26 protein-coding genes and 1 tRNA gene are annotated in these 26,728 nt (G+C 54.5%); 3 read left to right on the top strand and 24 right to left on the bottom strand.

Annotation, left to right across the window (positions count from 1 at the left end):
• Positions 1–20 precede the first annotated feature (20 nt).
• The 15 genes from QEN43_RS15280 to QEN43_RS15210 all read right to left on the bottom strand — a co-directional run bounded on the left by QEN43_RS15280 (position 21) and on the right by QEN43_RS15210 (position 11,959).
• Positions 21–956: a Gfo/Idh/MocA family protein gene (locus tag QEN43_RS15280; protein WP_026609230.1), complete on the bottom strand. Its 936-nt coding sequence runs from the start codon at positions 954–956 to the stop codon at positions 21–23.
• A gap of 48 nt (positions 957–1,004) precedes the next feature.
• The gene (gene lpxA, locus QEN43_RS15275) at positions 1,005–1,793 is read right to left on the bottom strand and encodes an acyl-ACP--UDP-N-acetylglucosamine O-acyltransferase (protein ID WP_026609229.1); all 789 of its coding nucleotides are present in this window, start codon (positions 1,791–1,793) and stop codon (positions 1,005–1,007) included.
• A gap of 27 nt (positions 1,794–1,820) precedes the next feature.
• Complete coding sequence (gene xerD, locus QEN43_RS15270; RefSeq protein WP_156912643.1) at positions 1,821–2,741, bottom strand: site-specific tyrosine recombinase XerD; 921 nt, start codon at positions 2,739–2,741, stop codon at positions 1,821–1,823.
• A 133-nt stretch (positions 2,742–2,874) separates the two neighbouring features.
• On the bottom strand, positions 2,875–3,225 hold the full coding sequence (gene rplS / locus QEN43_RS15265; protein WP_084161627.1) for a 50S ribosomal protein L19: 351 nt from the start codon (positions 3,223–3,225) through the stop codon (positions 2,875–2,877).
• Between the two features lie 11 nt (positions 3,226–3,236).
• Complete coding sequence (gene trmD / locus QEN43_RS15260; protein WP_026609226.1) at positions 3,237–3,986, bottom strand: tRNA (guanosine(37)-N1)-methyltransferase TrmD; 750 nt, start codon at positions 3,984–3,986, stop codon at positions 3,237–3,239.
• A gap of 12 nt (positions 3,987–3,998) precedes the next feature.
• Positions 3,999–4,499, bottom strand: a complete 501-nt coding sequence (rimM, locus tag QEN43_RS15255; protein WP_026609225.1) for a ribosome maturation factor RimM — start codon at positions 4,497–4,499, stop codon at positions 3,999–4,001.
• Between the two features lie 29 nt (positions 4,500–4,528).
• The gene (gene rpsP / locus QEN43_RS15250; protein ID WP_026609224.1) at positions 4,529–4,792 is read right to left on the bottom strand and encodes a 30S ribosomal protein S16; all 264 of its coding nucleotides are present in this window, start codon (positions 4,790–4,792) and stop codon (positions 4,529–4,531) included.
• A 215-nt stretch (positions 4,793–5,007) separates the two neighbouring features.
• Positions 5,008–5,100 (bottom strand) — tRNA-Ser (locus tag QEN43_RS15245).
• A gap of 24 nt (positions 5,101–5,124) precedes the next feature.
• Entirely contained in the window at positions 5,125–5,331 is a 207-nt protein-coding gene (gene csrA / locus QEN43_RS15240) for a carbon storage regulator CsrA (protein WP_026609223.1), read from the bottom strand.
• A 131-nt stretch (positions 5,332–5,462) separates the two neighbouring features.
• A complete protein-coding gene (locus QEN43_RS15235) occupies positions 5,463–6,692 on the bottom strand; it encodes an aspartate kinase (RefSeq protein ID WP_026609222.1) in 1,230 nt (409 codons plus the stop codon).
• A gap of 29 nt (positions 6,693–6,721) precedes the next feature.
• Positions 6,722–9,322, bottom strand: coding sequence for an alanine--tRNA ligase (gene alaS, locus QEN43_RS15230; protein ID WP_026609221.1), 2,601 nt, complete (start codon positions 9,320–9,322; stop codon positions 6,722–6,724).
• A 38-nt stretch (positions 9,323–9,360) separates the two neighbouring features.
• The gene (locus QEN43_RS15225) at positions 9,361–9,777 is read right to left on the bottom strand and encodes a regulatory protein RecX (protein ID WP_396662805.1); all 417 of its coding nucleotides are present in this window, start codon (positions 9,775–9,777) and stop codon (positions 9,361–9,363) included.
• A gap of 41 nt (positions 9,778–9,818) precedes the next feature.
• Positions 9,819–10,865, bottom strand: coding sequence for a recombinase RecA (gene recA / locus QEN43_RS15220; RefSeq protein WP_036267822.1), 1,047 nt, complete (start codon positions 10,863–10,865; stop codon positions 9,819–9,821).
• Positions 10,866–10,905: 40 nt separating this feature from the next.
• The gene (thpR, locus tag QEN43_RS15215; RefSeq protein WP_317963380.1) at positions 10,906–11,538 is read right to left on the bottom strand and encodes an RNA 2',3'-cyclic phosphodiesterase; all 633 of its coding nucleotides are present in this window, start codon (positions 11,536–11,538) and stop codon (positions 10,906–10,908) included.
• Positions 11,465–11,959 carry a CinA family protein gene (locus QEN43_RS15210; RefSeq protein ID WP_026609218.1) on the bottom strand — a complete coding sequence of 165 codons (495 nt, stop codon included), beginning with the start codon at positions 11,957–11,959 and terminating at the stop codon, positions 11,465–11,467. The genes thpR and QEN43_RS15210 overlap by 74 nt, the downstream gene beginning before the upstream one ends.
• Before the next feature lie 54 nt (positions 11,960–12,013).
• Here QEN43_RS15210 and mutS point away from each other — a divergent pair, with 54 nt between their 5' ends.
• Positions 12,014–14,578, top strand: coding sequence for a DNA mismatch repair protein MutS (gene mutS, locus QEN43_RS15205; RefSeq protein ID WP_026609217.1), 2,565 nt, complete (start codon positions 12,014–12,016; stop codon positions 14,576–14,578).
• Between the two features lie 33 nt (positions 14,579–14,611).
• Here the strand turns inward: mutS and QEN43_RS15200 are convergent, their stop codons facing one another.
• The 9 genes from QEN43_RS15200 to rpsB form a co-directional block, all read right to left on the bottom strand.
• Positions 14,612–15,328, bottom strand: a complete 717-nt coding sequence (locus tag QEN43_RS15200; RefSeq protein WP_026609216.1) for a DsbC family protein — start codon at positions 15,326–15,328, stop codon at positions 14,612–14,614.
• 31 nt (positions 15,329–15,359) lie between these two features.
• On the bottom strand, positions 15,360–16,721 hold the full coding sequence (rseP, locus tag QEN43_RS15195) for an RIP metalloprotease RseP (protein ID WP_026609215.1): 1,362 nt from the start codon (positions 16,719–16,721) through the stop codon (positions 15,360–15,362).
• Between the two features lie 7 nt (positions 16,722–16,728).
• On the bottom strand, positions 16,729–17,916 hold the full coding sequence (gene ispC, locus QEN43_RS15190) for a 1-deoxy-D-xylulose-5-phosphate reductoisomerase (RefSeq protein WP_317964080.1): 1,188 nt from the start codon (positions 17,914–17,916) through the stop codon (positions 16,729–16,731).
• Between the two features lies 1 nt (position 17,917).
• The gene (locus QEN43_RS15185; RefSeq protein WP_051331429.1) at positions 17,918–18,925 is read right to left on the bottom strand and encodes a phosphatidate cytidylyltransferase; all 1,008 of its coding nucleotides are present in this window, start codon (positions 18,923–18,925) and stop codon (positions 17,918–17,920) included.
• 21 nt (positions 18,926–18,946) lie between these two features.
• Positions 18,947–19,735, bottom strand: a complete 789-nt coding sequence (gene uppS / locus QEN43_RS15180; RefSeq protein ID WP_036267818.1) for a polyprenyl diphosphate synthase — start codon at positions 19,733–19,735, stop codon at positions 18,947–18,949.
• 140 nt (positions 19,736–19,875) lie between these two features.
• Positions 19,876–20,433: a ribosome recycling factor gene (frr, locus tag QEN43_RS15175; RefSeq protein WP_026609213.1), complete on the bottom strand. Its 558-nt coding sequence runs from the start codon at positions 20,431–20,433 to the stop codon at positions 19,876–19,878.
• 6 nt (positions 20,434–20,439) lie between these two features.
• The gene (pyrH, locus tag QEN43_RS15170) at positions 20,440–21,159 is read right to left on the bottom strand and encodes a UMP kinase (protein ID WP_026609212.1); all 720 of its coding nucleotides are present in this window, start codon (positions 21,157–21,159) and stop codon (positions 20,440–20,442) included.
• 92 nt (positions 21,160–21,251) lie between these two features.
• Positions 21,252–22,136, bottom strand: a complete 885-nt coding sequence (gene tsf / locus QEN43_RS15165) for a translation elongation factor Ts (RefSeq protein ID WP_026609211.1) — start codon at positions 22,134–22,136, stop codon at positions 21,252–21,254.
• 119 nt (positions 22,137–22,255) lie between these two features.
• Entirely contained in the window at positions 22,256–23,041 is a 786-nt protein-coding gene (gene rpsB, locus QEN43_RS15160) for a 30S ribosomal protein S2 (protein ID WP_026609210.1), read from the bottom strand.
• A gap of 234 nt (positions 23,042–23,275) precedes the next feature.
• Here rpsB and map point away from each other — a divergent pair, with 234 nt between their 5' ends.
• Together map and glnD are read left to right on the top strand one after the other, a co-directional pair.
• Positions 23,276–24,079 (top strand): type I methionyl aminopeptidase, encoded by an 804-nt coding sequence (gene map / locus QEN43_RS15155; protein ID WP_051331428.1) that lies wholly within the window; start codon positions 23,276–23,278, stop codon positions 24,077–24,079.
• Positions 24,045–26,708, top strand: coding sequence for a [protein-PII] uridylyltransferase (gene glnD / locus QEN43_RS15150; protein WP_026609209.1), 2,664 nt, complete (start codon positions 24,045–24,047; stop codon positions 26,706–26,708). Before map ends, glnD begins: the two co-directional genes overlap by 35 nt.
• The last annotated feature ends 20 nt before the right edge of the window (positions 26,709–26,728 follow it).

The following is a 26,728-nucleotide window of genomic DNA, read 5'->3' as shown; positions in this document are numbered from 1 at the left end:
CACCGTTAACGCATGAAGGTTTAGGCGTTGAGCAGCCGGGTAATCTCGGTAGCGGTTGCCAGGGCACGTCGCCCCGCATGGCCGGATATCAAAGGCTCACGGCGGTTGCGAATACAGGCGACAAAATGCTTGATTTCCTCCATCAGAGCGTCGCCGTTCTCGAACACCGACTCCTCGCTAACGATCTCCGGTATGCCCGGAAACATCTCGCCCTCGCCTTTGCGATGGCGGGTCAATACTCGATTCTGGAAATCGACCGAAATATAGGCTTTGGGCATGAACAGGCGCATCTTGCGCTCGACTTTCTGGCTGACTCGGCTCGCCGTGACATTGGCCACGCTGCCGTTCTTGAACGAGATGCGTGCGTTGGCGATATCGATGTCTCCGGTCAACACCGGCACGCCTTTGGCATCTATACGGTCTACTTCACAATCGACCAGATCCAGAATGATATCGATGTCGTGGATCATGAGGTCCAACACCACGCTGACATCATTGGCGCGTGGCTTGAATGGCGCCAAACGGTGCGACTCGATGAAAATCGGCTTGTCCTCCGTCAAATCAAGCGCCAGCAGAGCCGCATTGAAGCGTTCCAGATGTCCCACCATGAGAGTGAGGCATTTTTCTTCGGCGATGCGGACGAGCTCGTCGGCCTCCGCTACTGTTACCGTGATCGGTTTTTCCACCAAGACATGCGCGCCAGCTATCAAAAAGTCCTTAGCCACTTGGTGGTGCAAACTGGTCGGCACTACGATGCTCACAGCATCGACGCGACCGAGTAGTTCCCGATAATCGGTCAAGGCCTGGCAAGCTGTCTTCTCCGCTACGGTCTGAGCGGTCGCTGGGTCGGTATCGACGACGGCGACCAACTCGCAATCGGGAAGTGCGGCATACTTTTCCGCGTGGAATTTCCCTAAATAACCGACGCCGACCACGGCGCATTTCAGTGCACTCATGACGCTATTCTTTGGCTGATAAAACAGACGCCCCGACCAGTCGAACCATCAATCGTCGCCGCGGGAAGGTAGCTCGATAAAGCCTAGGGTTCCATGGCGCCTCGACTCTTCCGCTAGCCAGCGCCGAAGATAAACGAGTTCCGGCGTATCCGGCAGGTCGTCGAGGCTCATCTTGTTTCGCAAGCGACGGTAGGCAGCCGAAACCGCCTTGAGACGACCTCCGTCGATCCCCGCGCGCCGTAGCCCCACCAGGTTGATCCGATAATGCTTGCCTGGTCTTCCTCCGACCATGGTAAAAGGAATCACGTCCTTATTGATGCCCGCAAGTCCCTGCAAGATTGCGTAACTGCCGATACGGCAGAACTGGTGAACCATGACCCCGCCGCCGAAAAAGACACGATCTCCAACCTGTACATGACCGCCTAGCGTAGCGCCACTAGCGAAGATATTATGGTCGCCCAGACAGCAATCGTGGGCCACATGACTGTTATTCATCAGATAGTTGTTCGCACCGATCCGTGTAGCACTGCCCTTCTGAGTTGCCCGGCTCACGGTCACACCTTCGCGGAATACGTTGCCGTCACCAATCTCCACGTAAGTTGCCGTAAGAGGATCGAAGCTCAAATCCTGTGGCAGGCCGCCAATGACAGCCTGCGGAAAGACATGGTTGTTCTTGCCCATTCGGACGAATGAATGGATGACCGCATGAGCCTCGATCCGGCAACCGTCCCCGATTTCGGCACCACTTTCGATCACGGCGTAAGGGCCGACTGATACGCGAGCCCCCAATCTGGCATCAGAAGCGACGCACGCCGTAGGATGAATACTCAGAGTCATAAATCCTCGGTTAAGCTCAGAATGGTTTCACCCGCGCGGATGACAGCGGGCATGGAGGTCCTTCAAGCGCTCCTGCGCCACGTGAGTATAAATCTGGGTGCTCGATAAATCGCTGTGCCCCAGCAGGAGTTGAACCACCCGAAGATCCGCGCCGTGATTCAACAAATGCGTGGCAAAGGCGTGTCTCAAGGTATGCGGCGACAACGGCTTGCGGATTCCGGCGAGAAAGGCATACCGCTTGATGAGGTGCCAGAACGCCTGACGGGTCATACCCGCTCCGCGATCCGTGACGAACAGATACTCGCTGCGCCGCCCTCTTAAAATAGCTAGCCGCGCGGTCTTAAGGTAACGATTCACCCAATCCTCAGCCTCTTCCCCAATCGGAACCAAGCGATCCTTGCTTCCTTTACCCACCACGCGAACAACACCTTGACGGAGATTCAGTTGTCCGAGCTTGAGCCCGACTAATTCGCTCACTCGAAGCCCGGTAGCATAAAGCACCTCCAACATAGCGCGGTCACGGCAGCCCAAAGGCTCATCACTATTGGGAGCCGCCAACAGCGCTTCCACATCCTTTTCTGTCAACGTCTTTGGCAGAGTACGACCAATCCGGGGCGCCTCTATGGACGCAGTCGGATCTCTATCCACGCTTCCTTCACGAAGCGCGAACAGATAAAACTTACGCAGGCTTGATAATAATCTGGCGCTGCTCCGCTCGCTTGCCTTTTGACGATATTTGAGTGCCAAATAGCCCTCTATCTCGCCCGTGTCGGCTTCGCAAAGCGCCTTTTGATGGGTATTGCTCAACCAAACGGCAAATAGGGAGATATCGCTGCAGTATGCTTTCTGCGTGTTCTCGCTTAATCCTTCTTCTACCCACAAGGCATTTACAAAACGCCGGATCAGGTCAGCGTCAGAATCAGCAACACGCAGTTCATTCAAGCCCATGGCCTTCACGCTTTACGAGCGGCAGCTTCTTGCAAAGTGCTCCCTAATTAGTTTCCCCCAAGACAAGAAACGGGCAGCGAACGCTGCCCGTATCGATCATCGTATCAGTCGCAGCGGCGATCCTTCGCCCCTATCAAATTTTTTCTTTAATTCTAGCTGCCTTGCCAGCACGAGTACGGAGGTAATAAAGCTTCGCGCGACGAACGTCACCGCGACGTTTGACCTGAATTTCTTGGACTTGTGGGCTGTAGGTCAGGAAAACCCTTTCCACGCCTTCGCCATGAGATATTTTGCGGACCGTGAAAGCGGAGTTATATCCCCTGTTCCGCTTCGCGATAACTACACCTTCGAAGGCTTGCAAGCGCTCGCGATTTCCTTCCTTTACCTTCACCTGCACGACCACAGTGTCTCCTGGACCGAAATCCGGGACCGTTTTCCTGCTCATCCATTCGCGCTCGAGTTGTTGAATAATGTGACTGGACATTGCGATTCCCCTTAATTCGTTCCGGCGTAAAATTCGTGTTTAAACTCTTCCAGCAGGCTCCGCTGCTCCGCATCGAGCTCCAGCTTAGCCAATAAATCCGGCCTTCTTAACCATGTTCGACCAAGGGACTGTTTCAGGCGCCAACGTCTGATCGCGCCGTGATCCCCGCTTTGCAAAACCTGCGGTACTCGTCGACCATCAACCACTTCCGGCCGTGTGTAATGGGGGCAGTCCAACAACCCCGCCATATGGGAATCCTGAACGGCCGAATCCGCATGCCCTAAAACGCCGGGCAACAGCCTGACCACCGCATCGAACATCACCAGCACCGCAAGCTCGCCGCCACTCAACACGTAATCGCCTATCGACCATTCTTCATCGATTTCCAACTCGATTAGCCGCTCATCGACTCCCTCGTAGCGTCCGGCAACGAGAATCAGTCTCGGACATCGAGCAAGGCGCACGACGACATCTTGCGTCAACAAACCACCCTGCGGGCTTAAATAAATCGTCTTCGCAGGCAGGTCCGAATCGGCTCTTGCCGCGCGAATGGCGCTGCGCAGCGGCTCCACTTTCATGACCATCCCCGGTCCACCGCCATAGGGGCGATCATCGACCGTCCGATGTCGGTCCGGTGCCCAATCGCGTGGATTCCAGAGCTTGAGGTCAACTATCCCTTGCTCAATCGCCCTCCCCGTCACACCATATCTGGCAGCGCTATCAACCATTTCAGGGAACAGGGTGACGACATCGAAACGCATTGATCGACGGCTTTAGAAATCAGGATCCCAATCCACGATCAGGACCCCCTGATTCAAGTCGACACTCTTGACGAACTCTCCAACCACGAACGGTATCAAGCGCTCCCGTTCGCCTTGCACCACCATAACGTCATTTGCACCGGTTTCCATCATGCTGACCACAGTACCCAAGCTGCGACCAGATGTTTCCCGAACCTCGAGCCCAATCAAATCAGCCCAGTAATATTCACCCGGCTTCGTAGGTTCGAATTGACTTCTATCGACGAAGATCTTCAGACCAGACAGCTGCAGAGCCTGGTCTCGGGTATCCACACCCTCCAAGCAGACTACCATCCAATTACCGTGACGACGACCGGAAACGACTTTGAATTCCTTTCGAGCCGCCTCGTTCCCGATTAACCAAGGCGAATAACCCACTATATTGTCAGGCGGTTCCGTATAGGAGCGGACCTTTACCCATCCCCGGACGCCAAACGCGCCCGCCACTTCGCCCGCGATAATCTGCCGGCCCACTGTGGCGAACGTATATCGCCGCGACGCCTCTATTCGGTAGTCGTGCCTGCTTTCCTGCGGAATTCTTTGATCAACGAATGAACCCGCTCGCTTGTCTTGGCGCCCTGACTCAACCAATACTGAATCCGAGCATCATCCAAACGCAGTCTTTCTTCTTTCCCGGAAGCAATGGGATTAAAGAACCCGACCCGCTCAATGTGGCGGCCATCTCGTTTACATCTGCTGTCAGCGACGACAACGTGGTAAAACGGACGCTTTTTTGCGCCAGCACGGGCAAGACGAATCGTGACCATTAAAATTCCTCTTAGGATGCAAGAACAACCAGAAAAAACAGGCTATTATACCGAAAAACCCGCACCTGTTAAGACCCTCTAACCGACAGATAGACATGCCGCAATGTAAGCCAGTGCAGCAGATCAGCGTCGTTAAGGGTTAATTTGGAGACGGAATGCAGACCCGAACGTCTTTCGCGCGTTCGCCACCCAAAGTCTTCTAAACCTTAGTGGAATGGCGGAGAGAGAGGGATTCGAACCCTCGATAGAGCTTTTGGCCCTATACTCCCTTAGCAGGGGAGCGCCTTCAGCCTCTCGGCCATCTCTCCGAAGCTAACGAGATTATAACCGACCTATTCCGTGTGCTCAGCTGTTTTTTCTGACGATTGAGCCTGCTGCTCCCGCTTTATACGCTCATAGATCTCTTCCCGATGCACAGAAACTTCCTTGGGCGCGTTTACACCGATGCGAACCTGATTACCCTTCACCCCTAACACGGTAACCGTTACATCATCCCCGATCATCAGAGTCTCACCGACTCTACGAGTCAATATCAGCATAAATCCTTCCTTTCCGGTCGCTTGTGACCTACCTAAGATGGTGCTGCTCACGCAACACCAAGCCAACCAACACAAACGGTTAAGCGATATATTATATCAGGTTTTTTTATGTTTATAATGAAAATTTAATCTCAAGCCGCTTCCGACGACTGGTCAAGATTAAACGCTTCGTGCAAGCTGCGAACCGCAAGTTCCAAATATTTTTCATTTAAAACCACGGAAATTTTGATTTCAGACGTCGAAATCATTTGGATGTTGATGCCCTCTCTTGCGAGAGCTTCGAACATCTTGCTCGCGATACCGGCGTGTGAACGCATGCCGACGCCAACCAAAGACACCTTTACGATCTTGTCGTCACCCGCAACTTCGCGCGCTCCGAGCTCCGCACATGTGCTACGCAGAATTTCCAAGGCTTTTCTATAGTCGTTGCGGTGCACAGTAAACGTGAAATCGGTCGTGCCGTCCTGAGCAATATTTTGGACTATCATATCGACCTCGATATTCGCATCGGCAATCGGACCGAGAATCTTGTAGGCAATGCCCGGACGATCGGGGACGCCCAAAATCGTCAGCTTTGCTTCGTCTCGATTGAACGCGATGCCGGAAATCAGCGGCTTTTCCACGTTTTCTTCCTCATAGCTGATCAACGTGCCGGGGCCTTCAGTAAAACTTGAAAGCACCCGCAGCGGAACATTGTACTTACCGGCGAACTCCACAGACCGAATTTGCAACACTTTCGATCCCAAACTCGCCATTTCCAACATTTCTTCGAACGTAATCCGGTCCAGCCGACGAGCGTTCGGTTCGACGCGCGGGTCCGTAGTATAAACACCATCTACATCGGTATAGATCAAACACTCATCAGCTTTGAGCGCGGCAGCCAAAGCCACAGCCGTAGTATCCGATCCGCCCCGGCCAAGAGTGGTGATGTCACCATCCTCGGTGATCCCCTGAAAACCGGCCACAACTACTACCTTGTCCCGCGCGAGATCATTTGCGATACGGTTGGTATCGATATTCAAGATACGCGCTTTGTTATATGATCGGTCGGTCAGGATTTTAACTTGTCCGCCTGTATACGAACACGCAGGCACGCCCTTCTCATGCAGCGCCATACACAAAAGCGCTATCGTAATCTGCTCACCTGTAGCCAGCAAAACATCCAATTCTCGCGGGTCCGGGTTCGCCTGAATTTCCTGAGCCAACGCTATTAGACGATTGGTTTCTCCGCTCATAGCGGATACAACAACGACAATACTGTCGCCTCGTTCTCGAGCTTTCACAATGTTATCGGCGACATGTCGGATTCGTTCTGTACTGCCTACCGACGTGCCGCCATATTTATGTACGTATAAGGCCATTTCTATTTAGTTCTTATAACTTCTCGTGTTCACGCGGTATGGCGCCGCACCCAATCCGGCACACTTTTCAGCGCCGCATCCAGCATCGCCGGATTAGTCCCTCCTGCTTGGGCCATGTCGGCCCGGCCGCCGCCTTTTCCACCCACCTGAACGGCCACAGCATTAACCAAATCGCCCGCTTTGATTCGAGCGGTCTGATCTTTGGTCACGCCGGCAATTAAGGTTACTTTATTCTCTTTAACCGATCCCAGCACGATCGCCGCACTACCCAGCTTATTCCTGAGCTGATCGACCATATCCCTGAGTTCTTTGGGATCGCTTTCATCCACCTTTGCCGCGAGAACTTTCACCCCATCGATCGATATCGCACGAGAAGCCAGATCGTCTCCAGTGACACTCGCCAGCTTACCTTTCAGTCGCTCCAATTCCTTCTCTAACGAACGGTTTCTTTCAAGAAGCTGGTTCACTTTCTCATCCAAAGCATCCCGCCCAACCTTCATTCTCTCGCTGAGGGATTGCAGGATCCTATCGTTCTTCTCTACCCATTGGACAGCGGCTTCCCCAGTCAAGGCTTCAATTCTCCGAACCCCAGCCGCAACCCCCGTTTCGCTTACGATTTTGAACAACCCGATATCACCAGCGCGCTGGACATGAATTCCACCACACAATTCGGTCGAAAAATCGCCGATTCGAAGGACACGCACGAAATCGCCGTACTTCTCGCCGAACAAAGCCATCGCACCTGCTTTGATAGCCTCGTCCTTCGGCATCATTTCGGCCGAAACGGCATTGTTTGCCCGAATCTGCTCGTTCACCAGGCGTTCGATAGCCTCAAGCTGATCTGCGGTCACTGGCGCAAAATGAGAAAAATCGAAGCGGAGGCGGTCAGGAGCGACCAGTGATCCCTTCTGTATCACGTGCTCCCCAAGAACTTTCCTCAATGCAGAGTGGAGCAAGTGGGTCGCGGAGTGATTACGTGCTATTGCGTTCCGTGCCGCGACATCAACCGTCGCTTCACAATCCAGACCGCGCTTGAACGTTCCTTTCGATACCCGCCCGATATGGAGAATCAAATCGCCGACTTTCTTCTGTGTGTCCAACACTTCGAACAGATTTTCCCCGGCACGGATAGTGCCTCGATCACCGACTTGTCCGCCCGACTCGGCGTAGAACGGCGTTCTTTCTAAGATCAAAATACCTTCTTCGCCAGCTGTTAGCAGCTCTACAGGTTTGCCGTCCTGCAACACCGCTGCAACGCGCGTCTCCTCACGCGAATTCGTGTAACCCGTAAAATCGCAGCGTATGTCGAGATGTACGTCGTGGGAGTAATCAACTCCGAAATGGCTGGCCGCGCGTGCGCGCTCCCTTTGCTCCTCCATCGCTCTCTCGAAACCTTCCATGTCCAGTACCAAGCCATGTTCACGGGCGAAATCAGCCGTCAGGTCGACCGGAAAACCATAGGTGTCATAAAGCAGAAACACCGTGTCGCCAGGAATCGTCTTGCCGCTCATTCCCTTGAGATGAGTCTCAAGAACTTTCATTCCTTGCTCCAAGGTTTCGGCAAAACGCTCTTCTTCCTTCTTTAAAACCTGCTCCACCATCGGCCGAGCCGCAACCAACTCCGGGTAGGCATCGCCCATCTGAGCACACAGCGGTGCGACCAAACGGTAAAAAAAGGTATCTCGCACCCCGAGTTTGTAGCCGTGCCGAATCGCTCTTCGGATAATGCGGCGCAGTACGTATCCGCGCCCTTCGTTGGACGGCAGTACGCCATCTGTAATCAGGAAAGCGCACGAGCGAATATGATCGGCCAACACTCTCAACGAGCTGTTGTCGGTGTTCTCGACTTGCGCGATATCCGCTGCAGCCTTGAGCAGCGCCCTAAAGAGGTCGATATCATAATTGCTGTGTACACCTTGAACGACGGCAGCGATGCGCTCCAATCCCATACCCGTATCGACCGATGGTTTGGGCAAGGGGCTTAATGTTCCGTCTGAAGCACGATCGTACTGCATGAAGACGAGATTCCAGATCTCGATATATCGATCGCCATCCGCGTCAGGCGACCCCGGAGGACCCCCAGGAATCCCTTCGCCGTGATCGTAGAAAATCTCTGTACATGGTCCACAAGGCCCGGTGTCTCCCATGCTCCAGAAATTATCTTTCGAACCGATACGCGCAAAGCGTGCCGGATCGACCCCTATCTCTTTCAGCCAGATCGACTCGGCTTCTTTGTCCTGGTCGAAAACGGTAACCCAGAGCCGTTCCGTCGGCAGTTTCAAAACCCCCGTCAAAAATTCCCAGGCGTAATGGATTGCTTCGCGTTTGAAATAGTCGCCAAAGCTAAAATTCCCCAGCATCTCAAAAAACGTATGGTGGCGCGCGGTGTACCCTACGTTTTCCAAGTCATTGTGCTTGCCGCCAGCCCGAACGCAACGCTGCGCCGAAGCAGCACGTACATATGGACGTTTTTCCCGCCCCAAAAACACATCTTTGAATTGAACCATACCCGCGTTCGTGAACAGCAGAGTAGGATCATCGGCCGGAATCAACGAACTGGAGGGAACGATCGTGTGCTGCCGTTCCTCAAAAAACTTCAGAAAAAGTGAACGCAGTTCTGCGCTGGTCATTTCGCTACTACCGATGGTTTCGTTCTTCTTTTTGGGGCTTATTTGCTTTCAGGCTGTCTTAAGCACTTGAACAAACGTCGGATTTGCTCTGCGTCGAAACCGCGCCTCCGAAGGAAACGCTCCCTGGCGGCACGTTCCTCTATCGAACCCGGAACGGTTTCGCCATATTTTTTGACATAAGTCTTTCGAATCAGCTCATCCCAATCTCGGTCGTTTTCCAACGCTTGATTCACGTCGATGCCGTGTTGTCGCAACTCCTGTCTGATACGGTATGCGCCGTACCCTTTTTCAACGCGACTGTGAGTGAACACCTCGGCGAAACGCCCGTCGCTCTGCAAGCCCTGAGAAGCCAGTTCGGCAATGACTTGCTCCACTACGGTCTCCGAATATCCTTTGCGACAAAGCTTCTGCCTGAGCTCCATGCTACTGTGCTCACGGCGCGACAGATAACGCAGGGCCGCGGATTTTACTGCCCGCAGGGAATCCGAATTATCGCTCAGGCTTCAACCCCCTCGAATGGATCGGATGCAGTGACAGCCCCCGCCACAGCGATATTAGCGAAAGCCTTTTCACGGATCTTGGACTCGATGCTTTCCGCTAGTTCGGGATGCTCTTTCAGGAAATTGCGAGCGTTATCCTTCCCTTGACCAATACGTTCAGATCCGAGGCTGTACCAGGAACCTGATTTCTGCAGAATTCCGTAGGCAACGCCCAAATCGACCAATTCGCCCTCATGGGAAACGCCCTCGCCGTAAAGAATCTCGAAATCGGCATTCTTGAAGGGAGGTGCTACTTTGTTCTTCACAACTTTGACACGGGTCTCATTGCCGACGACCTCGTCGCCGTTCTTGATCGCCCCCAAGCGGCGAATATCAAGACGAACCGAAGCGTAAAACTTAAGCGCGTTGCCACCTGTCGTAGTTTCCGGATTGCCAAACATGACTCCGATCTTCATACGAATCTGGTTGATGAAGATCACCAAGGTGTTTGAGCGCTTGATATTGGCCGTCAATTTCCGCAGGGCTTGCGACATCAATCGCGCCTGAAGCCCGACATGGGAATCACCCATTTCGCCTTCGATTTCCGCTTTTGGCGTCAAGGCCGCCACTGAGTCGATCACGACCACGTCGACGCTACCCGACCGAACCAACATATCGGCGATTTCCAACGCCTGCTCGCCGGTATCCGGCTGCGAAACCAGCAAATCATCCAGATTGACGCCGATCTTTTCCGCGTAAACAGGATCCAACGCATGCTCGGCGTCGACGAACGCCGCTACCCCGCCCTTCTTTTGAGCCTGGGCGATGACTTCGAGTGTCAGAGTCGTTTTGCCGGACGATTCGGGACCGTAGATTTCAACGATACGCCCTCGCGGCAAGCCCCCGCAGCCCAATGCAATATCGAGCGATAGGGAACCTGTGGGAATGACGTCGAGGTCGCGCATTGCGGGGACATCGCCCATCCGCATCACAGCCCCTTTACCAAACTGCTTTTCGATTTGAGAAAGCGCCGCGCTCAGCGCTTTCCTTTTGTTTTCGTCCATTAGCTTGATACTGACTAAACTCTTGTAAATAATTGTTTAATTATCTCACAGACAAGTCATCGGGAATAGCCTGAAAACCCGATAGATTCCAGTTATTGCGTACCCGATACTGAGAGCCCATACGACTGAGATGGGACTCGATCAGACAAAATGAACCCTCGCTCCAACGAATAGGATCGTCGAGAACGCCTGATGAGATACGGCCAGGACGCGCTCTCCTGGCAAGAGTCAGATGCGCTCGATACGGCCTATTCTCCACGACAAACCCGGCTTGCTTGAGCTCGGCCGTTAAACCGCTCGCGAGATTCGCAAGCGCCGCCGGCGTACTTGACGGCGACAGCCAAACAATTTCCCTTTTTGGCCAGAAATCGATTCGGTCCAGTGTAAGCTCAAACGATTGGCCATCGATACCGTCACCAATCCGACAAACCAGTGGCAACTGATCTTCGTTTACTGCCCCTAGAAAAGCCAACGTAATATGAAAATTTTCGGGCTCCACCCATCGGGCTGTAGTCGTTTGCTTCAGCGTCTCGACAAATTGCGCTAACGAAGCGCGGACCGCCTCATCCGGCCAAAGCGCAAAAAACAAACGAAGCGTTTTAATCCCGACAGACATCAAGAATACCTTGAAGCGCGACTTCCACAGCTTGCCGCCTGACCTGACGCCGATCACCTCCGAACTGCCTGCGTTGCACGCGACATACGCCATCGCGCCGCCGCCAGGCAAACCAGACGGTACCTACCGGCTTGTCGGGCGTGCCACCGGTCGGTCCGGCGATTCCACTGACGGCCACCGAGATATCCGCTGCACTGTAATCCAAGACGCCCGCTGCCATGGCAAGAACCGTTTCGCCGCTGACCGCACCGTGAATCTGGATAGTCTCGCCCGGTACACCCAACAATTCACACTTCGCCTGATTGCTGTAAGTAACGAATCCTCGATCAAACCAGGCGGAACTTCCGGGCACGTCGGTGATACACTGGGCGACCCACCCGCCGGTACAAGATTCGGCCACGGCCAACACTCTTCCCTGAAGCTTCAAGACTCTCCCGACCTCGCCCGCTAACGCGTATAAAGCGTCGTCTTCCGCCATGCGCTCGCCATTTGTTCAATCGCGGACCGCTATTCTATCCGATAAACTACTCCGATGACCGATCAAACGACCACTCTCTCCAAACACACCCCCTTGATGCAGCAGTACTTGCGCATCAAGGCCGAACACCCCGAACAGCTTCTCTTCTTCCGCATGGGGGATTTTTACGAACTGTTCTACGAGGATGCCCGTAAAGCCGCTCAACTCCTAGACATTACCCTGACCTCCCGCGGCGAATCTGCCGGGGAACGCATACCGATGGCAGGTGTTCCTTACCACGCCGTTGATGGGTATCTGGCACGATTGATCAAACTCGGCGAGTCTGTCGCTATCTGCGAACAGATCGGCGATCCGGCTACATCCAAGGGTCCCGTCGAACGCAAGGTCGTTCGTATCGTCAGTCCCGGCACGGTGACTGAAGAGGCTTTGTTAGAAGATCGCAAAGAGAATCTATTGGTCGCCATCACCCAGGTCGACGAGTTTTTCGGCATCGCCGCCTTAGACCTGGCGGGTGGACGATTCACTGTGCAGCAGGTCAAGGGATTGGAGCGTTTGACGGGCGAATTGGAACGCCTGAACCCGTCAGAATTGCTCATTAGCGAAAGCTGGTCACCACCATCGATCGTAGCTGCCCGGCGCGGAATTACCCGGCGACCGCCCTGGCATTTTGACCCTGAGAGCGCGCGCCACAGATTACTGCATCAGTTCAAGACTCAGGATTTAACCGGTTTTGGCTGCGAAGATTTGCCCGCTGCCATCGCTGCCGCTGGGTGCTTGCTTCAATATGTTCAGGAGACCCAAAAAATCGCTCTGCCCCACATTCAGGGTTTACGCACGGAAACCGGCGAGGAGAGCATCGTCCTGGACGCCGCGACCCGCCGCAATTTGGAACTGGATTACCACCCGTCAGGTCAGGTCAGTCTTACCCTCTTCGGCGTCATGGACCGAACTACAACAGCAATGGGCGGACGTCTGCTGCGGCGTTGGCTGCATAACCCCTTGCGCGACCACCGTACCCTTAACCGGCGTTACGAAGCCATAGCAGCGCTTCTCAGAGATGGCGGATATGTATCCATTCGCAATGTACTAGCATCGGTCGGTGACATCGAACGTATCGCTGCCCGAATTGCCCTCAAGTCCGCGAGACCTCGGGATCTCGTGGTTCTGCGAGCTTCTTTGGAAACACTGCCCGAAATTCTAGCGCTGATCGAGAACCTGGAGAGCGATCTCCTTTCAGATATACGACAGCGGATTCGAGAGCAACCTGAACTTTGCGAACTTTTGCGACGCGCGATCGTAGAGAACCCGCCCATGCTGGTCCGCGATGGGGGCGTTATCGCCGAAGGTTACCATCCGGAGTTGGATGAACTACGCAGCCTTAGCCAAAACACGGAACGTTTCCTGCTCGAACTGGAGCAACGGGAACGCCTACGAACCGGACTACCCAACTTGAAGGTCGGCTACAATCGCGTGCAGGGCTTCTATCTCGAACTCTCGCGCACGCAAGCCGACAAGGTTCCGGCCGACTATATCCGGCGCCAAACCTTAAAAGGAGTCGAACGCTATATCACGCCAGAACTAAAAGCCTTTGAGGACAGAGTACTGAGCGCACGGGAACGTTCTCTAGCTTTTGAGAAGGCCCTTTACGATGAACTTCTGGATCTTCTCACCGGTCATCTGGCAACCCTGCAGGCCTGCGCATCAGGCCTTTCAGAGCTAGACGTCTTAGCGAATCTAGCGGAGCGCGCAGAAAGCCTGAATCTCACCATGCCCGTTTTAGTTCAGGAGCCCGGCATTCGGATCACGGGCGGGCGACATCCCGTCGTCGAAACTGTTTCCGACACACCGTTCGTTCCCAACGATTTGGAGCTTCATGCCGATCGCCGCATGCTCATTATCACGGGCCCTAACATGGGCGGAAAATCCACTTATATGCGGCAAACGGCGCTCATCGTGTTAATGGCACACATTGGGAGCTACGTCCCTGCGGATGCGGCGGTGATAGGCCCTATCGATCGGATCTTTACCCGTATTGGGGCTTCCGACGATTTGGCCAGCGGCCGATCGACCTTTATGGTCGAGATGACCGAAACCGCAAACATCCTCCACAATGCGACATCCTCAAGTCTGGTTCTGGTGGACGAGATCGGCCGCGGGACCAGCACCTTTGACGGCCTGTCCCTCGCCTGGGCGACAGCCGATTACCTCGCAAGAAATGTCCGAGCATTCACCCTTTTCGCCACTCATTATTTCGAATTGATTACCTTGGCCGACGAGTGCTCCGGAGTACACAACGTTCACTTGGATGCGATTGAACATGGCGATGGAGTTGTGTTCCTTCACGCCGTGAAGGAAGGACCTGCCAATCAAAGCTATGGATTACAAGTAGCCGCTCTGGCCGGCGTGCCGAAAGCGGTGATCGACAGTGCTCGCAAGAAGTTGATGGCTCTCGAAAAGCAGACGTATGCGGAACACCGAAGCGAAGCTCAGCAATTCGACCTCTTTATGAATGCCGAGCCTCACCCCGCCTTGGATCTGCTAAGAACGATTAAACCCGAGGAAACAACGCCCAAACAGGCCTTAGATTTACTGTTCGCCCTAAAGGCATTGACCCGCTGAGGCAAAACCGCGGGGCAAAGTCCGTCTGCCTTATTACTCGCTCTCTTGAGCGAGAATCTTGGCCAATTGGCCGGCAGGTACATATCCCGGCAGTATGTTGCCCTTTTCGGTGACGAGCATGGGCGTTCCCGTCGCGCCCATTTGGGTTCCCAACGTGAGGTGCTGGTCTACGGGATTATCGCACTGCCGGTTTTCGACCGCCTCACCTCGCTTGGCCTTCGTCAAAGCTGTATTGCGATCGTCCGCACACCATACCGATACCGCTTTTTTATACGACTCCGATCCTTCGCCGGCGCGCGGAAAGAAGAGATAACGGATCTCAATGCCTTCCGACAGGTATTGGTCGATCTCGGAATGCAGCTTGCGGCAGTACCCGCAATCGATGTCCGTAAATACATACAGCGAGTGTTTCGAAGTCTTGGGCTTGAACACGATCATGTTGTCCAAACCGACTTTCTTCAAGGAACTGACGCGAGCGCCGGCTAGTTTGCTCTCCGTCAAATCCTCACGCGCTTTAATATCGATCATCGCTCCCTGAAACAAATACCGGCCATCCTCAGAAACATAAAACAGCTTCGGTCCGACGACAACCTCGTAGAGGCCCGACATCGGCGACGGCGTAATTGAATCCGGCTTGACTCCCGGAAGCACTTCCTTTAATGCCTGCTCGATGGCTTTGCTATCGGCCTGGACCGGCTCAAAAAATAAGGCCGTCATGCCCAATATTGCGATGCCCCAATATTTCTTCATAGGTGTATCCGTGGGTAACTTCGGTTTCGAATCAGGTAAGCAAACGCTCGATGTCGAGTATGAATGCGAGACTCATCAAAGACAACAGAATAAACAAGCCGATTTGTTGAAAGAAGGCTTGAGTCTGCTCCGATACCGGACTGCCCTTGACCGCTTCGATCAAGTAAAACAGGAGATGACCACCATCGAGCACCGGAATCGGCAGCAAATTCAACACGGCCAAGCTGACACTGACAATGGCGAGAAACTTAAGAAACTGATTGAAGCCGATGCTGGCCGATTTTCCGGCATATTGAGCAATGCTAATCGGGCCGCTAAGATTTTCGATGCCCGCCCTGCCGACCAGCATCCGCCCCACCATCTTCAAAGTCAGTACGGAGTAATCGACGGTTTTTTCAACCGCAGCCACGAACGCCGGAAGTACCCCCAAGCGATAATCTATTTGCATGTCATCAACAAGCTGCTCCGGAATCTGGACCGCGGCACCAATCCGCCCGATACGACCTTCTTCCGATTCGACAGGTACCGGGGTTATCGAACGCGATAGACGTTGGCCACCACGATCCACAACCACTTCGAGCGTAGAGCCGGGATGGGCACGCACGTAGTCGACCCATTCCCGCCATGTTCGGATCGCGTTGCCATCCACACTGACCAGCCGGTCACCGGACTGCAACCCGGCCTCATCTGCCGCACCACCCGGCTCAACCCTATCGATGACCGGCGGAAGATCAGGCTCCCAGGGGCGCAATCCCAGCTGCTGGTACAAGCGATTCGGATGCTGAAGGAGTTCCTCCGGGACGGTCAGAGTCCGCTCCAATTGCTCGCCATCCTTGGTTTTCACCACTACGGATATGGCCTCAGTTTCCATGACACGTTCCAGCAGTTCGCCGATGGCATGATTCCAGGTCGGCGTGGTTTTACCAGCGATAGCCACGATCTCGTCGCCTTCCTCAAACCCGGCCTGGGCCGCCAAGGAGTTGCTGGTCACCGGTCCCAAGATGGGGCGTATTCCGGTTTCACCGATCATGAAAACCGCCCAGTAAATCAGGATCGCCAGAATGAAATTGAAAAACGGCCCCGCGAATACGATCGCCACCCGACGAATCAGCGGCTGGCGATTGAATGCGTAGGGCAGATCGGCCGGTGCGACCGCGCCTTCCCGCTCATCCACCATCTTCACGTAGCCGCCAAGGGGAAGTGCCGCTACGGTAAACTCGGTGCTTTCGGGCGTTCTCTGCCGACGCCAGAGAATTTTCCCGAATCCCAACGAAAACCGTAGGACCTTGACCCCCAATCTCCGTGCCGCCCAATAATGGCCGAACTCGTGAAAAGCAATTAGGATCGTTAACGCGACGATGAAGTAGAAAAGCGTATGCAGGAGCGAAAACATGGGAGCCTTAACGTTCCGCTAACCGATTAACATACGACTCGGCCGCTAAGCGAGCGATGCGGTCCGCTTCTAGAACGGCCTCGATGGTATCGGCCGGCTCCGGCGCAATAGTGGTCATACAATGTCTGATGATCTCCGGAATATGGGTGAACCGTATCTTAAGATCCAGGAACGACGCGACCGCGACTTCATTCGCGGCATTTAGAACGGCCGGCATCGTTCCGGCCGCGCGCACGGCTTCATAAGCCAAACTCAAGCACGGGAACCGTGCTTCGTTCGGTGCTTCGAAATCCAACTGTCTGACAGCGAATAAATCGAGAGGTTCCGCTCCCGACTCAAACCGCTTCGGCCAAGCCAAGGCATGAGCGATAGGGATGCGCATATCGGGACTACCCATTTGCGCCAGCAGCGTTCCGTCAACGTACTCGACTAGCGAATGAATGACGCTTTGCCGGTGAACGACGACTTGCACGCGCTCGGGCGGCATGTTGAACAACAAACATGCCTCGATCACTTCCAATCCCTTGTTCATCATAGTAGCGGAATCAACGGAAATTTTCCGCCCCATGACCCAGTTAGGATGGGCCACGGCCTGATCCGGCGTCACATCATCCAATTCATCTAGAGCGGTACGCAAAAAAGGACCGCCAGAGGCAGTGAGCAAAATCCGCCGGACTCCGGAAGCCGATTGTCCGGCTTTATAGTCAGCGGGCATACACTGGAATATGGCATTGTGCTCGCTGTCTATAGGCAGCAATTTGGCGCCCGATTTAGCGATTTCAGCCATGAAAAGCTGGCCGGACATCACCAACGCCTCTTTGTTCGCCAGGAACACTGTCTTGCCTGCCCGCGCCGCTGCCAACGTGGGCAGTAGTCCGGCCGCTCCGACGATGGCGGCCATGACACAATCCACCTCGGGCAGCACGGCCACGTCTTCCAGGGACTTTGCGCCGCTTAACACTTGAATGCGCGGCAAACCTGCCGCGCTCAAACGCGCTCTCAACTCCTCCGCCTGGGGCTCTCCGCGCAAGACGACATACGGCGGATGAAAACGCAGGCACTGTTCGTAAAGACGATCCAGATTGTTGTTGGCGGTAAGCGCCACGACTCGGTAGAGGTCTGGGTGCCTAGCCACTACGTCGAGTGTGTTGACGCCGATAGAGCCCGTCGAACCAAGAATGCAGATGCCTTTCATCTTAAGGAGCCCCTTCATCCAAAGGCGCCCCCTCCTTGTTTACTTGATTTCCTTCCGTATCCGCCTCGCTTGCCATCCCCTCCTCATCCGTTATTTCTTCGTATTCGTGGAGCACCGTCGCGCCCGGACTCTCCGCGACCATATCCTGGGGAATTACCACACTCGCTTCCAACCCAGCCGCCAAAAATATGCCCAACACCAGCGAACCGGCGTAAAAAACCGAAACCGCTGCCAGCAAGCTGTCGATGCGGTCGAGGACTCCGCCGTGCCCGGGCAAGATAGCGCCACTGTCTTTTACCCCGCGAACACGCTTCGCGAGACTTTCGAAAAGATCTCCGCAAACGGACACCGCCACCGTAAACAAAGACAGGAAAACGAAGTCTGCAAGCGAAATCGCTTCGAGTTTCATGAAAATTCCCACCGCTGTCGCCAATATCGCGGTAACGAACAAAGCCCCGTAAACGCCCTCCACCGTTTTGCCGGGGCTGATTGGTTCCAGCAACTTGGTATGCCCCCAACGTTTGCCCACGAAATAGGCCGCAGCGTCAGCCGACCAAATAAGTAGTACCAAATAAAGAACTTGTTCTTGGTGAAAATTCAACCGCAACCAGACCATCAGGATCCAACCGGTGACGAGCACGAATAAACCGGCTGCCAACTTTGCGAAAAGCGGATATTTGATCTTAACCAAACGCTCGGGCATCCGGCGGAATGCGATTCCCCACAGAAACCACCAGCCCACCACCGACCAATAAAACCAACCCGGTAACTCGCCCGGTGCCCAGTAGATGGCAAAATATCGCGCGGCGAGCAGAAGAACGAGTACGAGGCCAACGAAACCGAGACGCGCCGGTAGATGATAGAGCCCCGAGAGATTCGCCCACTCCCAGGCACCAGCCAGGATGATCGCGCCCCAAAAAACTGCAAAACCGCCAATTGGCAGAAACCAAATTGCGGCGATGACAAGCGGCCCCAGGAGCAAAGCCGTGATGACCCTATTTTTCAGCATGAGTGTCTCGTAGATGCCAAATTAACGGAATTCATTTGTCTTAGGGCAAACGTTCTCCAAAACCAGATCCTCGACCTGCTCACTGGTATATCCGAAGCGGCGTTGTCGGCGGGCATAGTCTTTCAACGCTAGTTCGAGTGACTGGTCGTCAAAATCCGGCCACAAGGCCGGCGTAAAATAGAGTTCGGTGTAAGCCATCTGCCACAGCAAGAAGTTGCTGATACGCTGTTCGCCGCCGGTACGAATGAAAAGATCGGGCTCCGGTAAGTCCGCCAGCGCCAGATGGGATTCGAAGCAGTGCGTGTCAATGTCTTCCGGGCGTAGATCCCCTTGCGCTACTCGTTTTGCCAGTGCGCGAGTGGCCTGCAGAATATCCCAACGGCCGCCGTAATTCGCGGCAATAGTTAGATTCAACTGAGTATTTTCGCCAGTGAGCCGTTCGGCCTCTGAAATCCTCTCCTGCAGTGCAGGCGAAAACGCCCGACGATCCCCGATCACTCGGAGTCGCACACCGTTCTCGTGAAGTTTCTCGGTTTCCCGCTCCAAGGTTGTCAAGAATAATTCCATGAGCAGGGAAACTTCTTGTGGCGGGCGGCGCCAATTTTCGCTGCTGAATGCGAACAGAGTAAGGGCTTCGATCCGGCGCTTTAGGCAGTGCTCGATGACTTTTCGCACAGCTGCAACACCAGCGCGATGTCCGGCCGTACGTGGCAAAAGACGCTTTTTCGCCCAGCGGCCATTGCCATCCATAACGATAGCGATATGGCGGGGCAGCCGGTCATCATCGGCAGGGACAGCGGACACTTCCATATTTGGGTTCCAAACGGATCATCATTATGGACAACGAGGCGCCTCACCGCTCCTGATCGAAGCCGGGCTAGCCGGGGCACCATCGAATATCGATTGATAGTAAACGGCGAAAAAGTCGAACTCGGACGCGAAGCGACCGCTCAAATTGCCAATAAGTCCGCTTCCTTTTCGCTGAGCAAGGCGTCGACGTCTTTAATGTACTGGTCGGTCAATTTTTGAATTTGCTCTTGACTGCGGCGTTCTTGGTCTTCCGAGATCTGTTTTTCCTTCAACGCTGCCTTGAGCTCATTATTGGCGTCCCGCCGAATATTGCGAATCGCTACCCGCGCATTCTCCGCTTCCTGGCGCACAACTTTGATCAGATCGCGTCGCCGCTCCTCGGTAAGCGGCGGCATAGGCACGCGTATCACCGATCCCGCTGTCGACGGATTCAAACCCAAGTCGGACGTCCTGATCGCCTTTTCGATCACTGGAACCATACTGCGTTCCCACGGGGTCACGGTCAGCGTACGAGCATCTTCGACCGCGACGCTAGCGGCTTGCGTCAATGGCACTTCGTTGCCGTAGTAAGACACCGTAATGTGATCCAAGAGACTGGGATGAGCACGACCTGTTCTGATCTTCGCAAGCTCGTGCTTGAGCGCCTCGACACTTTTCTTCATTCGTTCCGTAGTCCGTTTTTGAATATCGTCGATCATGGTTACTTACCGGTTTTGAATTAAGGATCCAATATCTTCGCCCAGGACCACACGCATAACGGCACCTGGCTCGAACACATTCATCACCCTCAGCGGCATATTATGGTCGCGACACAACACCAGTGCCGTAGCGTCCATGACATTGAGGCGTTGGTCCAAAGCCTCGTCGTAGGTCAGCCGAGGGTAGAACCGCGCATTGGGATCCTTGAGAGGATCCGCCGAATAAACCCCCTCAACCTTAGTGGCCTTGATCAACAACTCAGCGTTGATTTCGATGGCGCGGAGACTTGCCGCCGAGTCCGTCGTAAAAAACGGGTTGCCGGTTCCTGCCGCAAAGATCACGACCCGTCCTTTCTCAAGATGTCTCACGGCTCGACGGCGAATGTAATCCTCGCAAATTTGATTGATTTTCAAGGCCGACATGACGCGTACAGGCTGCCCGAGATTCTCCAGAGCGTCTTGCATGGCAAGAGCATTAAGGACTGTCGCCAGCATGCCCATGTAATCGCCGGTGACTCGATCCAAGCCCTCCGATGCCTTTTCGGAACCACGTATGATATTGCCCCCTCCGATGACCAGCCCAATCTGGACACCGATTCGGCATAAATCGTTTATCTCAAGCGCCAGACGTTTAACCGTCTGTGGGTCGATCCCACTTCCCTGGTCCCCCATAAGCGCCTCGCCGCTCAGCTTCAACAGAATCCTGGAATATCTAGGCGCGCCCATCGGTTCAACTCTTATGTCATCGATTATGTAATCCACGAAACCCAGCGAAGGCACCAAGAAAACACCTCCGCCGGGCTGCCGGCAATCCCTGGTTAGGTGTTGCGAACCTGTGCCATCACTTCTTCCGCAAAATTGCTTTCCGTCTTTTCGATACCTTCGCCGACCTCGAAGCGGACGAAGCGCCCGACGCTCGCTCCACGACTGCTCAGCAATTTACCCACGGTCTGATCCGGGTCTTTGACGAAGGGCTGACCTAGCAAAGTCACTTCTCCGATGAACTTTCGGAGCTTGCCCTCTACCATTTTCTCCACGATGTTAGCTGGCTTCCCCTCGGCTTCGGCCTGAGCCTTGGCGATTTCACGCTCCTTAGCAAGCGTTTCCGGAGGCACACCCTGCTCATCTACGCATAGCGGATTGCTGGCGGCGATATGCATAGCAATATCCCGTCCTAATTCCTGATCACCGCCGATCAACTCAACCAAAACGCCAATCCGGGTCCCGTGCAGATAACTCGCGATAATCCCCTTTTCCGAAACGATGCGGTCAAACCTACGAACATTGATGTTCTCTCCGATCTTGGCAATCAACGCCCGTCGCGTGTCTTCCACGCTGGAACCGGTAGACGGGATGACCGTAGCGAGCAATTGCTCGAGCGACCCCACGTTGGAGTCCAATGCCGTTTGCACAATGTTATCCGCAAATTGCACGAAATCATCGCCCTTGGCGACGAAATCGGTTTCGCAGTTGACTTCGACGATCACTGCGCGTTTGTTATCAGCGCTCGTCTTTACCGAAATCCTACCTTCGGCGGCGACACGGCCGGCTTTCTTATCTGCTTTCGCAAGCCCCGCTTTCCGCATCAATTCCACCGCGGCTTCCATATCGCCATTGGCTTCTTGCAACGCCTTTTTGCATTCCATCATCCCCGAACCGGTACGTTCGCGGAGTTCCTTCACCATTGCGGCAGTGATATTCATTGACCAAACCTCATCTTCGATTGCTTATCATTGCTCTTTCAAGCAATTACGCTTATGAAAACGCCCCCTGAAGGAGGCGTTTCGAACATTTTCAGGCGCGGGCGGTAGGGCGGGCATCCCTATTCGGCATGAGCGTCAACCGCTTCCGCAGCGGAGTCCGAACTCGTCTCGGCATTCGACTCCATTTCTACAAATTCGTCCTCTCCTCCCGCAAAGTCCAAGCTGTGGGCCTTGCCTTGCAAGATGGCCGTCGCGGCGCTCTGCGCATACAGCTGAACAGCTCGAATCGAGTCGTCGTTGCCCGGTATGATGTAGTCGATGCCGACCGGACTGTTATTGGTATCGACTATGCCGACGACCGGAATACCTAGTTTTTTCGCTTCGTTGACGGCATTTTTTTCATAACCGACATCCATGACGAACAACACGTCCGGAAGCCGATCCATATCGCGAATGCCGCCCAGACTATGCTGCAGCTTTTCCAGCTCGCGCATCATGCCTAGGGCTTCCTTTTTGTTAAATCGCTGCAAACGCCCGTCGTCTCGCATCGCTTCCAGCTCTTTCATGCGAGCAATCGATTGCTTGATCGTCTTGAAATTGGTGAGCATTCCGCCCAGCCATCGATAATTGACGTACGGCATACCGCAGCGCTTGGCTTCTTCCTCGATGACCTTGCGCGTCGTTCTCTTGGTGCCGACGAAAAGAATTCTGCCTCTGTTGGCCGCCTGCTGCTCAAGGTACTTCATAGCCTCCTCGAACAGCGGCAAGGTCTTCTCCAAATTGATAATATGGATATTGCTCCGCGCACCGAAAATGTACGGAGCCATCTTGGGATTCCAATAGCGCGTCTGGTGACCGAAATGTACGCCGGCCTCCAACATTTGGCGCATGGTGACGTTCGACATTCAAATCTCCTGGTAGATGTCTGCCAGCTTGAGCCGGCTATGGGTTGAGCCTCCACGCATCCCGACCGGCGACCAAATCACCGGGAATTGGCACCCCGCCGACCGTGACGATGCGTGTGTGTTATTGCGAAAAATAGCAGCGCTTTATACCATAACGAGATTTATTCAACAATCCGACTCTGTTCCCACACCTTTCCTCGACCGAGCGCCACGTGAACCAACCCAAATCTCGCGATGAGCATCATCCTTAAAACGCCTGCCGAAATCGAGAAAATGCGTGTCGCTGGTCGACTCGCCGCACAAGTATTGGAAATGATTGAGCCATTCGTGGTTCCCGGAATAACCACCGAAGAGCTTGATCGGATCTGCCACGACTATATCGTCGACGTGCTGAAAGCCGTTCCGGCTCCGCTAAATTACAAAGGGTTTCCCAAATCCATCTGCACCTCGGTGAACCATCAGGTGTGCCACGGCATACCCGGCCCGAAGAAACTGAAAAGCGGCGACATCATCAACATTGACATCACCGTGATCAAGGACGGCTACCATGGGGACACCAGCAAGATGTTTCTCGTCGGCGAAGTGTCCATTCGGGCGAAGCGCCTAGTCAAGGTCTGTCAGGAAGCCATGTACCTCGGGATTCAGCAAGTCCGTCCCGGCGGGCGACTAGGCGATATCGGCTTTGCCATTCAGCGGCATGCGGAATCTCACGGCTATTCAGTCGTGCAGGAATTCTGTGGGCATGGTATCGGCCGGAGTTTTCACGAGGACCCGCAGGTGCTCCACTATGGTAAGCCGAATACCGGAATAACGCTGGAACCGGGTATGATTTTCACCGTCGAACCCATGATCAATCTCGGTAAACGCTACGTGAAAATACTTCCGGACGGATGGACAGCCGTGACCAAGGACCACAGCCTGTCTGCCCAGTGGGAGCACACGGTTTTGGTCACCGAGGATGGCTACGAAATCCTCACCCTGCGTCAAGAAGAGGCACACACGATTGAAAACGGCCGACTCAAACTCGCCGGCTTATAACGATCTCCTATCGTCCGCCGAGCGCATCAAGTCGCTCAGGGAACTTATTCAGCAGAATAACTCGAACCTAACCGAGCGCTTCCACGCCGGCATCCCGGCCGCCGAACTCATTCGGGCGCGCTCCGATTTCATGGATGAGCTCTTAGGAGCGTGCTGGAACCATTTCCTCGGACCCGATGCCGAACGACTTGCCCTCATCGCCGTAGGTGGTTACGGCAGACGCGAACTGCATCCTCACTCCGATATCGACGTTTTGATTCTCCTCGATTTTCACGGCAGCGGCGCCGATCAAAGCGAAGAACCGCGCTGCCGGCAGGGCTTGGCCGATTTTTTCAATTTACTCTGGGACATCGGACTCAAGCCCGCTCACAGTGTCCGTACGGTCGACGAGTGCGTGGAACAGGCCAGGCAGGACCAGACCGTCATCACCAATCTGATGGAATCCCGTCTGCTCTGCGGCTCTTCGACACTGTTCAAAGAGCTGTGGGCACGCATCGGTCCTGAGCATATCTGGCCGTCGCAGGAATTCTTCGAAGCCAAGATGGCCGAACAGGCGGCCCGTTACGCCAAATACCACGACACCGCCTACAATCTCGAGCCGAATATCAAAGAAGGCCCAGGCGGCCTGAGAGATATCCAAATCATCGGCTGGATCATCAAGCGCCATTACAACGTCTCAAACCTGAACGACCTACTGCTGCACGGCTGGCTGACCGAAGCCGAATACGCCGAACTTACACAGGCCCAACACTTCCTCTGGCAACTGCGCTTTGCCCTCCATACATTGACCGGGCGTTGCGAAGACCGCCTGCTGTTCGAATATCAGAAGGATCTGGCCCGCCAATTCGGATATCAGGACCCGGATATCAATGAGGCCGTCGAGCAATTCATGCAGCGTTATTTCCGCACCGTCATGGGCCTCGAACGGCTAAACGAAATGCTGCTACAACTGTTCAAGGAAGCCGCATTACACCGCGACGAGGACGCCGTCATACTCCCAATAAACCGGTATTTCCAGGCAGTCAACAATTACATTGAGGCGTTGCACCCGAATGTCTTTCGGGAGCAGCCCTTGGCCTTGTTGCAAATTTTTCTGCTACTGCAGCAAAACGCAACCTTGTTAGGCATACGCGCCGCCACCATCCGGCTAATCCGTCAGCATCTCTATCTGATCGACGAGAACTTCCGCCGAAATCCCGAAGCCTGCCGACTCTTTATGGAAATCCTGCGTCAGCCGGGCGGCATCACACATCAACTGAGGCGGATGAACCGCTACGGGATTCTGGCGGCGTATCTTCCAGCCTTCGGCCGCGTCGTCGGCCGCATGCAATACGATCTCTTCCACGTTTACACGGTCGACGAGCACACGCTCTTTGTCGTCCGCAATCTCAGACGATTCGCACTCGAAAAACATAGAGCCGAACACCCCCTCTGCAATGAAATTTTCCAGATCATCGAAAAACCGGAACTCCTTTACATTGCAGGCTTGATGCACGATATCGCCAAGGGCAGCGGTGGCGATCATTCCATCGTCGGTGCAGCGATCGCCGAGGATTTTTGCCAACGCCACGAGATCGGTCCCCGGGATACCAAACTCGTGAAATGGTTGGTTCAGAACCACCTGCTCATGTCGATGACGGCTCAGCGCAAGGACATTAGTGATCCTGACGTCATTCACGAGTTCGCCACTGCCGTCGGAGACCAGGATACGCTGAATTATCTCTATCTCCTGACCGTCGCTGACATTCGCGCCACCAACCCAAACCTGTGGAATTCGTGGAAAGACGCTCTGCTCAAGGAACTCTACCTCACCGCACGCTGGGCATTCCGCCGGGGACTCGCAAAGCCGCTCGAACAACAGGAAAAGATCAACGCGGTCAAGACGGAAAGCCGCGCCTTGTTGAGGCGCTTGGGCATCAGCGACCGGACCATCGACAAAGTATGGCAAACGGTCAACGACGAATATTTTCTGCGCTACTTGGCAGAGGAGATCGCTTGGCACACGGTGGCGATTAGTGCCTGTAAGCCGGGAGACCTACCCTTAGTCCTACTGCGCCCGGTCAGCCAGCGGGGGAGCGCGGAGATTTTCCTGTACGCGAAGGACCAGGATTTCATTTTCGCCTACAGCACGGCGGTCCTGGACCAGCTCGGTCTGACCGTCTTCGACGCCAAAATCGTCACCTCCGCCGATGGCTATGTGTTGAACAGCTACCACGTGCTCGAACAGACAGGGGAACCGATCGACGATCACCTGCGGCAAACCCAGATCTGCAGCCGGCTGCGCGCATGTCTGCTCCAGCCGAGCTGCGCACCGCTTCGTGTTCACCGGCGCGAACCTCGTCAAATCAAACATTTTACGGTGCCGACTCAAATCTATTTTCATGAGGACCCGCAAAACCGTTATTCGATTCTGGAACTGGTCGCCACCGATCGCCCCGGTCTACTGTCGAAGGTCGGCCAAGCTTTCTTGCAATGCGAAGTGCGCCTTTACAATGCGAAAATTTCCACTATCGGCAGCCGCGCCGAGGACATTTTCTACATCACCGATCAACAGGATCACCCACTAAGCAGTGAGCGCCAAAAGCGCCAGCTGAGCGAAGCGATCATCGCACTTGTCGGGACAAGTTGAGCCCGTTTTTCCTATCGTAT

Source organism: Methylocaldum szegediense (assembly GCF_949769195.1).
GTDB classification, from domain to species: domain Bacteria; phylum Pseudomonadota; class Gammaproteobacteria; order Methylococcales; family Methylococcaceae; genus Methylocaldum; species Methylocaldum szegediense.
The sequence above is the reverse complement of the archived record's forward strand: the minus strand, read 5'-3'. Positions and strand labels throughout refer to the sequence as shown.

Excerpts from the sequence above, each read along its gene's own strand:
- QEN43_RS15280 (WP_026609230.1), bottom strand. The coding sequence starts at position 956 with ATGAGTGCACTGAAATGCGCCGTGGTCGGCGTCGGTTATTTAGGGAAA.
- lpxA (WP_026609229.1), bottom strand. The coding sequence starts at position 1,793 with ATGACTCTGAGTATTCATCCTACGGCGTGCGTCGCTTCTGATGCCAGA.
- xerD (WP_156912643.1), bottom strand. The coding sequence starts at position 2,741 with ATGGGCTTGAATGAACTGCGTGTTGCTGATTCTGACGCTGACCTGATC.
- rplS (WP_084161627.1), bottom strand. The coding sequence starts at position 3,225 with ATGTCCAGTCACATTATTCAACAACTCGAGCGCGAATGGATGAGCAGG.
- trmD (WP_026609226.1), bottom strand. The coding sequence starts at position 3,986 with ATGCGTTTCGATGTCGTCACCCTGTTCCCTGAAATGGTTGATAGCGCT.
- rpsP (WP_026609224.1), bottom strand. The coding sequence starts at position 4,792 with ATGGTCACGATTCGTCTTGCCCGTGCTGGCGCAAAAAAGCGTCCGTTT.
- csrA (WP_026609223.1), bottom strand. The coding sequence starts at position 5,331 with ATGCTGATATTGACTCGTAGAGTCGGTGAGACTCTGATGATCGGGGAT.
- QEN43_RS15235 (WP_026609222.1), bottom strand. The coding sequence starts at position 6,692 with ATGGCCTTATACGTACATAAATATGGCGGCACGTCGGTAGGCAGTACA.
- alaS (WP_026609221.1), bottom strand. The coding sequence starts at position 9,322 with ATGACCAGCGCAGAACTGCGTTCACTTTTTCTGAAGTTTTTTGAGGAA.
- recA (WP_036267822.1), bottom strand. The coding sequence starts at position 10,865 with ATGGACGAAAACAAAAGGAAAGCGCTGAGCGCGGCGCTTTCTCAAATC.
- QEN43_RS15210 (WP_026609218.1), bottom strand. The coding sequence starts at position 11,959 with ATGGCGGAAGACGACGCTTTATACGCGTTAGCGGGCGAGGTCGGGAGA.
- mutS (WP_026609217.1), top strand. The coding sequence starts at position 12,014 with ATGACCGATCAAACGACCACTCTCTCCAAACACACCCCCTTGATGCAG.
- QEN43_RS15200 (WP_026609216.1), bottom strand. The coding sequence starts at position 15,328 with ATGAAGAAATATTGGGGCATCGCAATATTGGGCATGACGGCCTTATTT.
- rseP (WP_026609215.1), bottom strand. The coding sequence starts at position 16,721 with ATGTTTTCGCTCCTGCATACGCTTTTCTACTTCATCGTCGCGTTAACG.
- ispC (WP_317964080.1), bottom strand. The coding sequence starts at position 17,916 with ATGAAAGGCATCTGCATTCTTGGTTCGACGGGCTCTATCGGCGTCAAC.
- QEN43_RS15185 (WP_051331429.1), bottom strand. The coding sequence starts at position 18,925 with ATGCTGAAAAATAGGGTCATCACGGCTTTGCTCCTGGGGCCGCTTGTC.
- uppS (WP_036267818.1), bottom strand. The coding sequence starts at position 19,735 with ATGGAAGTGTCCGCTGTCCCTGCCGATGATGACCGGCTGCCCCGCCAT.
- frr (WP_026609213.1), bottom strand. The coding sequence starts at position 20,433 with ATGATCGACGATATTCAAAAACGGACTACGGAACGAATGAAGAAAAGT.
- pyrH (WP_026609212.1), bottom strand. The coding sequence starts at position 21,159 with ATGGGCGCGCCTAGATATTCCAGGATTCTGTTGAAGCTGAGCGGCGAG.
- tsf (WP_026609211.1), bottom strand. The coding sequence starts at position 22,136 with ATGAATATCACTGCCGCAATGGTGAAGGAACTCCGCGAACGTACCGGT.
- rpsB (WP_026609210.1), bottom strand. The coding sequence starts at position 23,041 with ATGTCGAACGTCACCATGCGCCAAATGTTGGAGGCCGGCGTACATTTC.
- map (WP_051331428.1), top strand. The coding sequence starts at position 23,276 with ATGAGCATCATCCTTAAAACGCCTGCCGAAATCGAGAAAATGCGTGTC.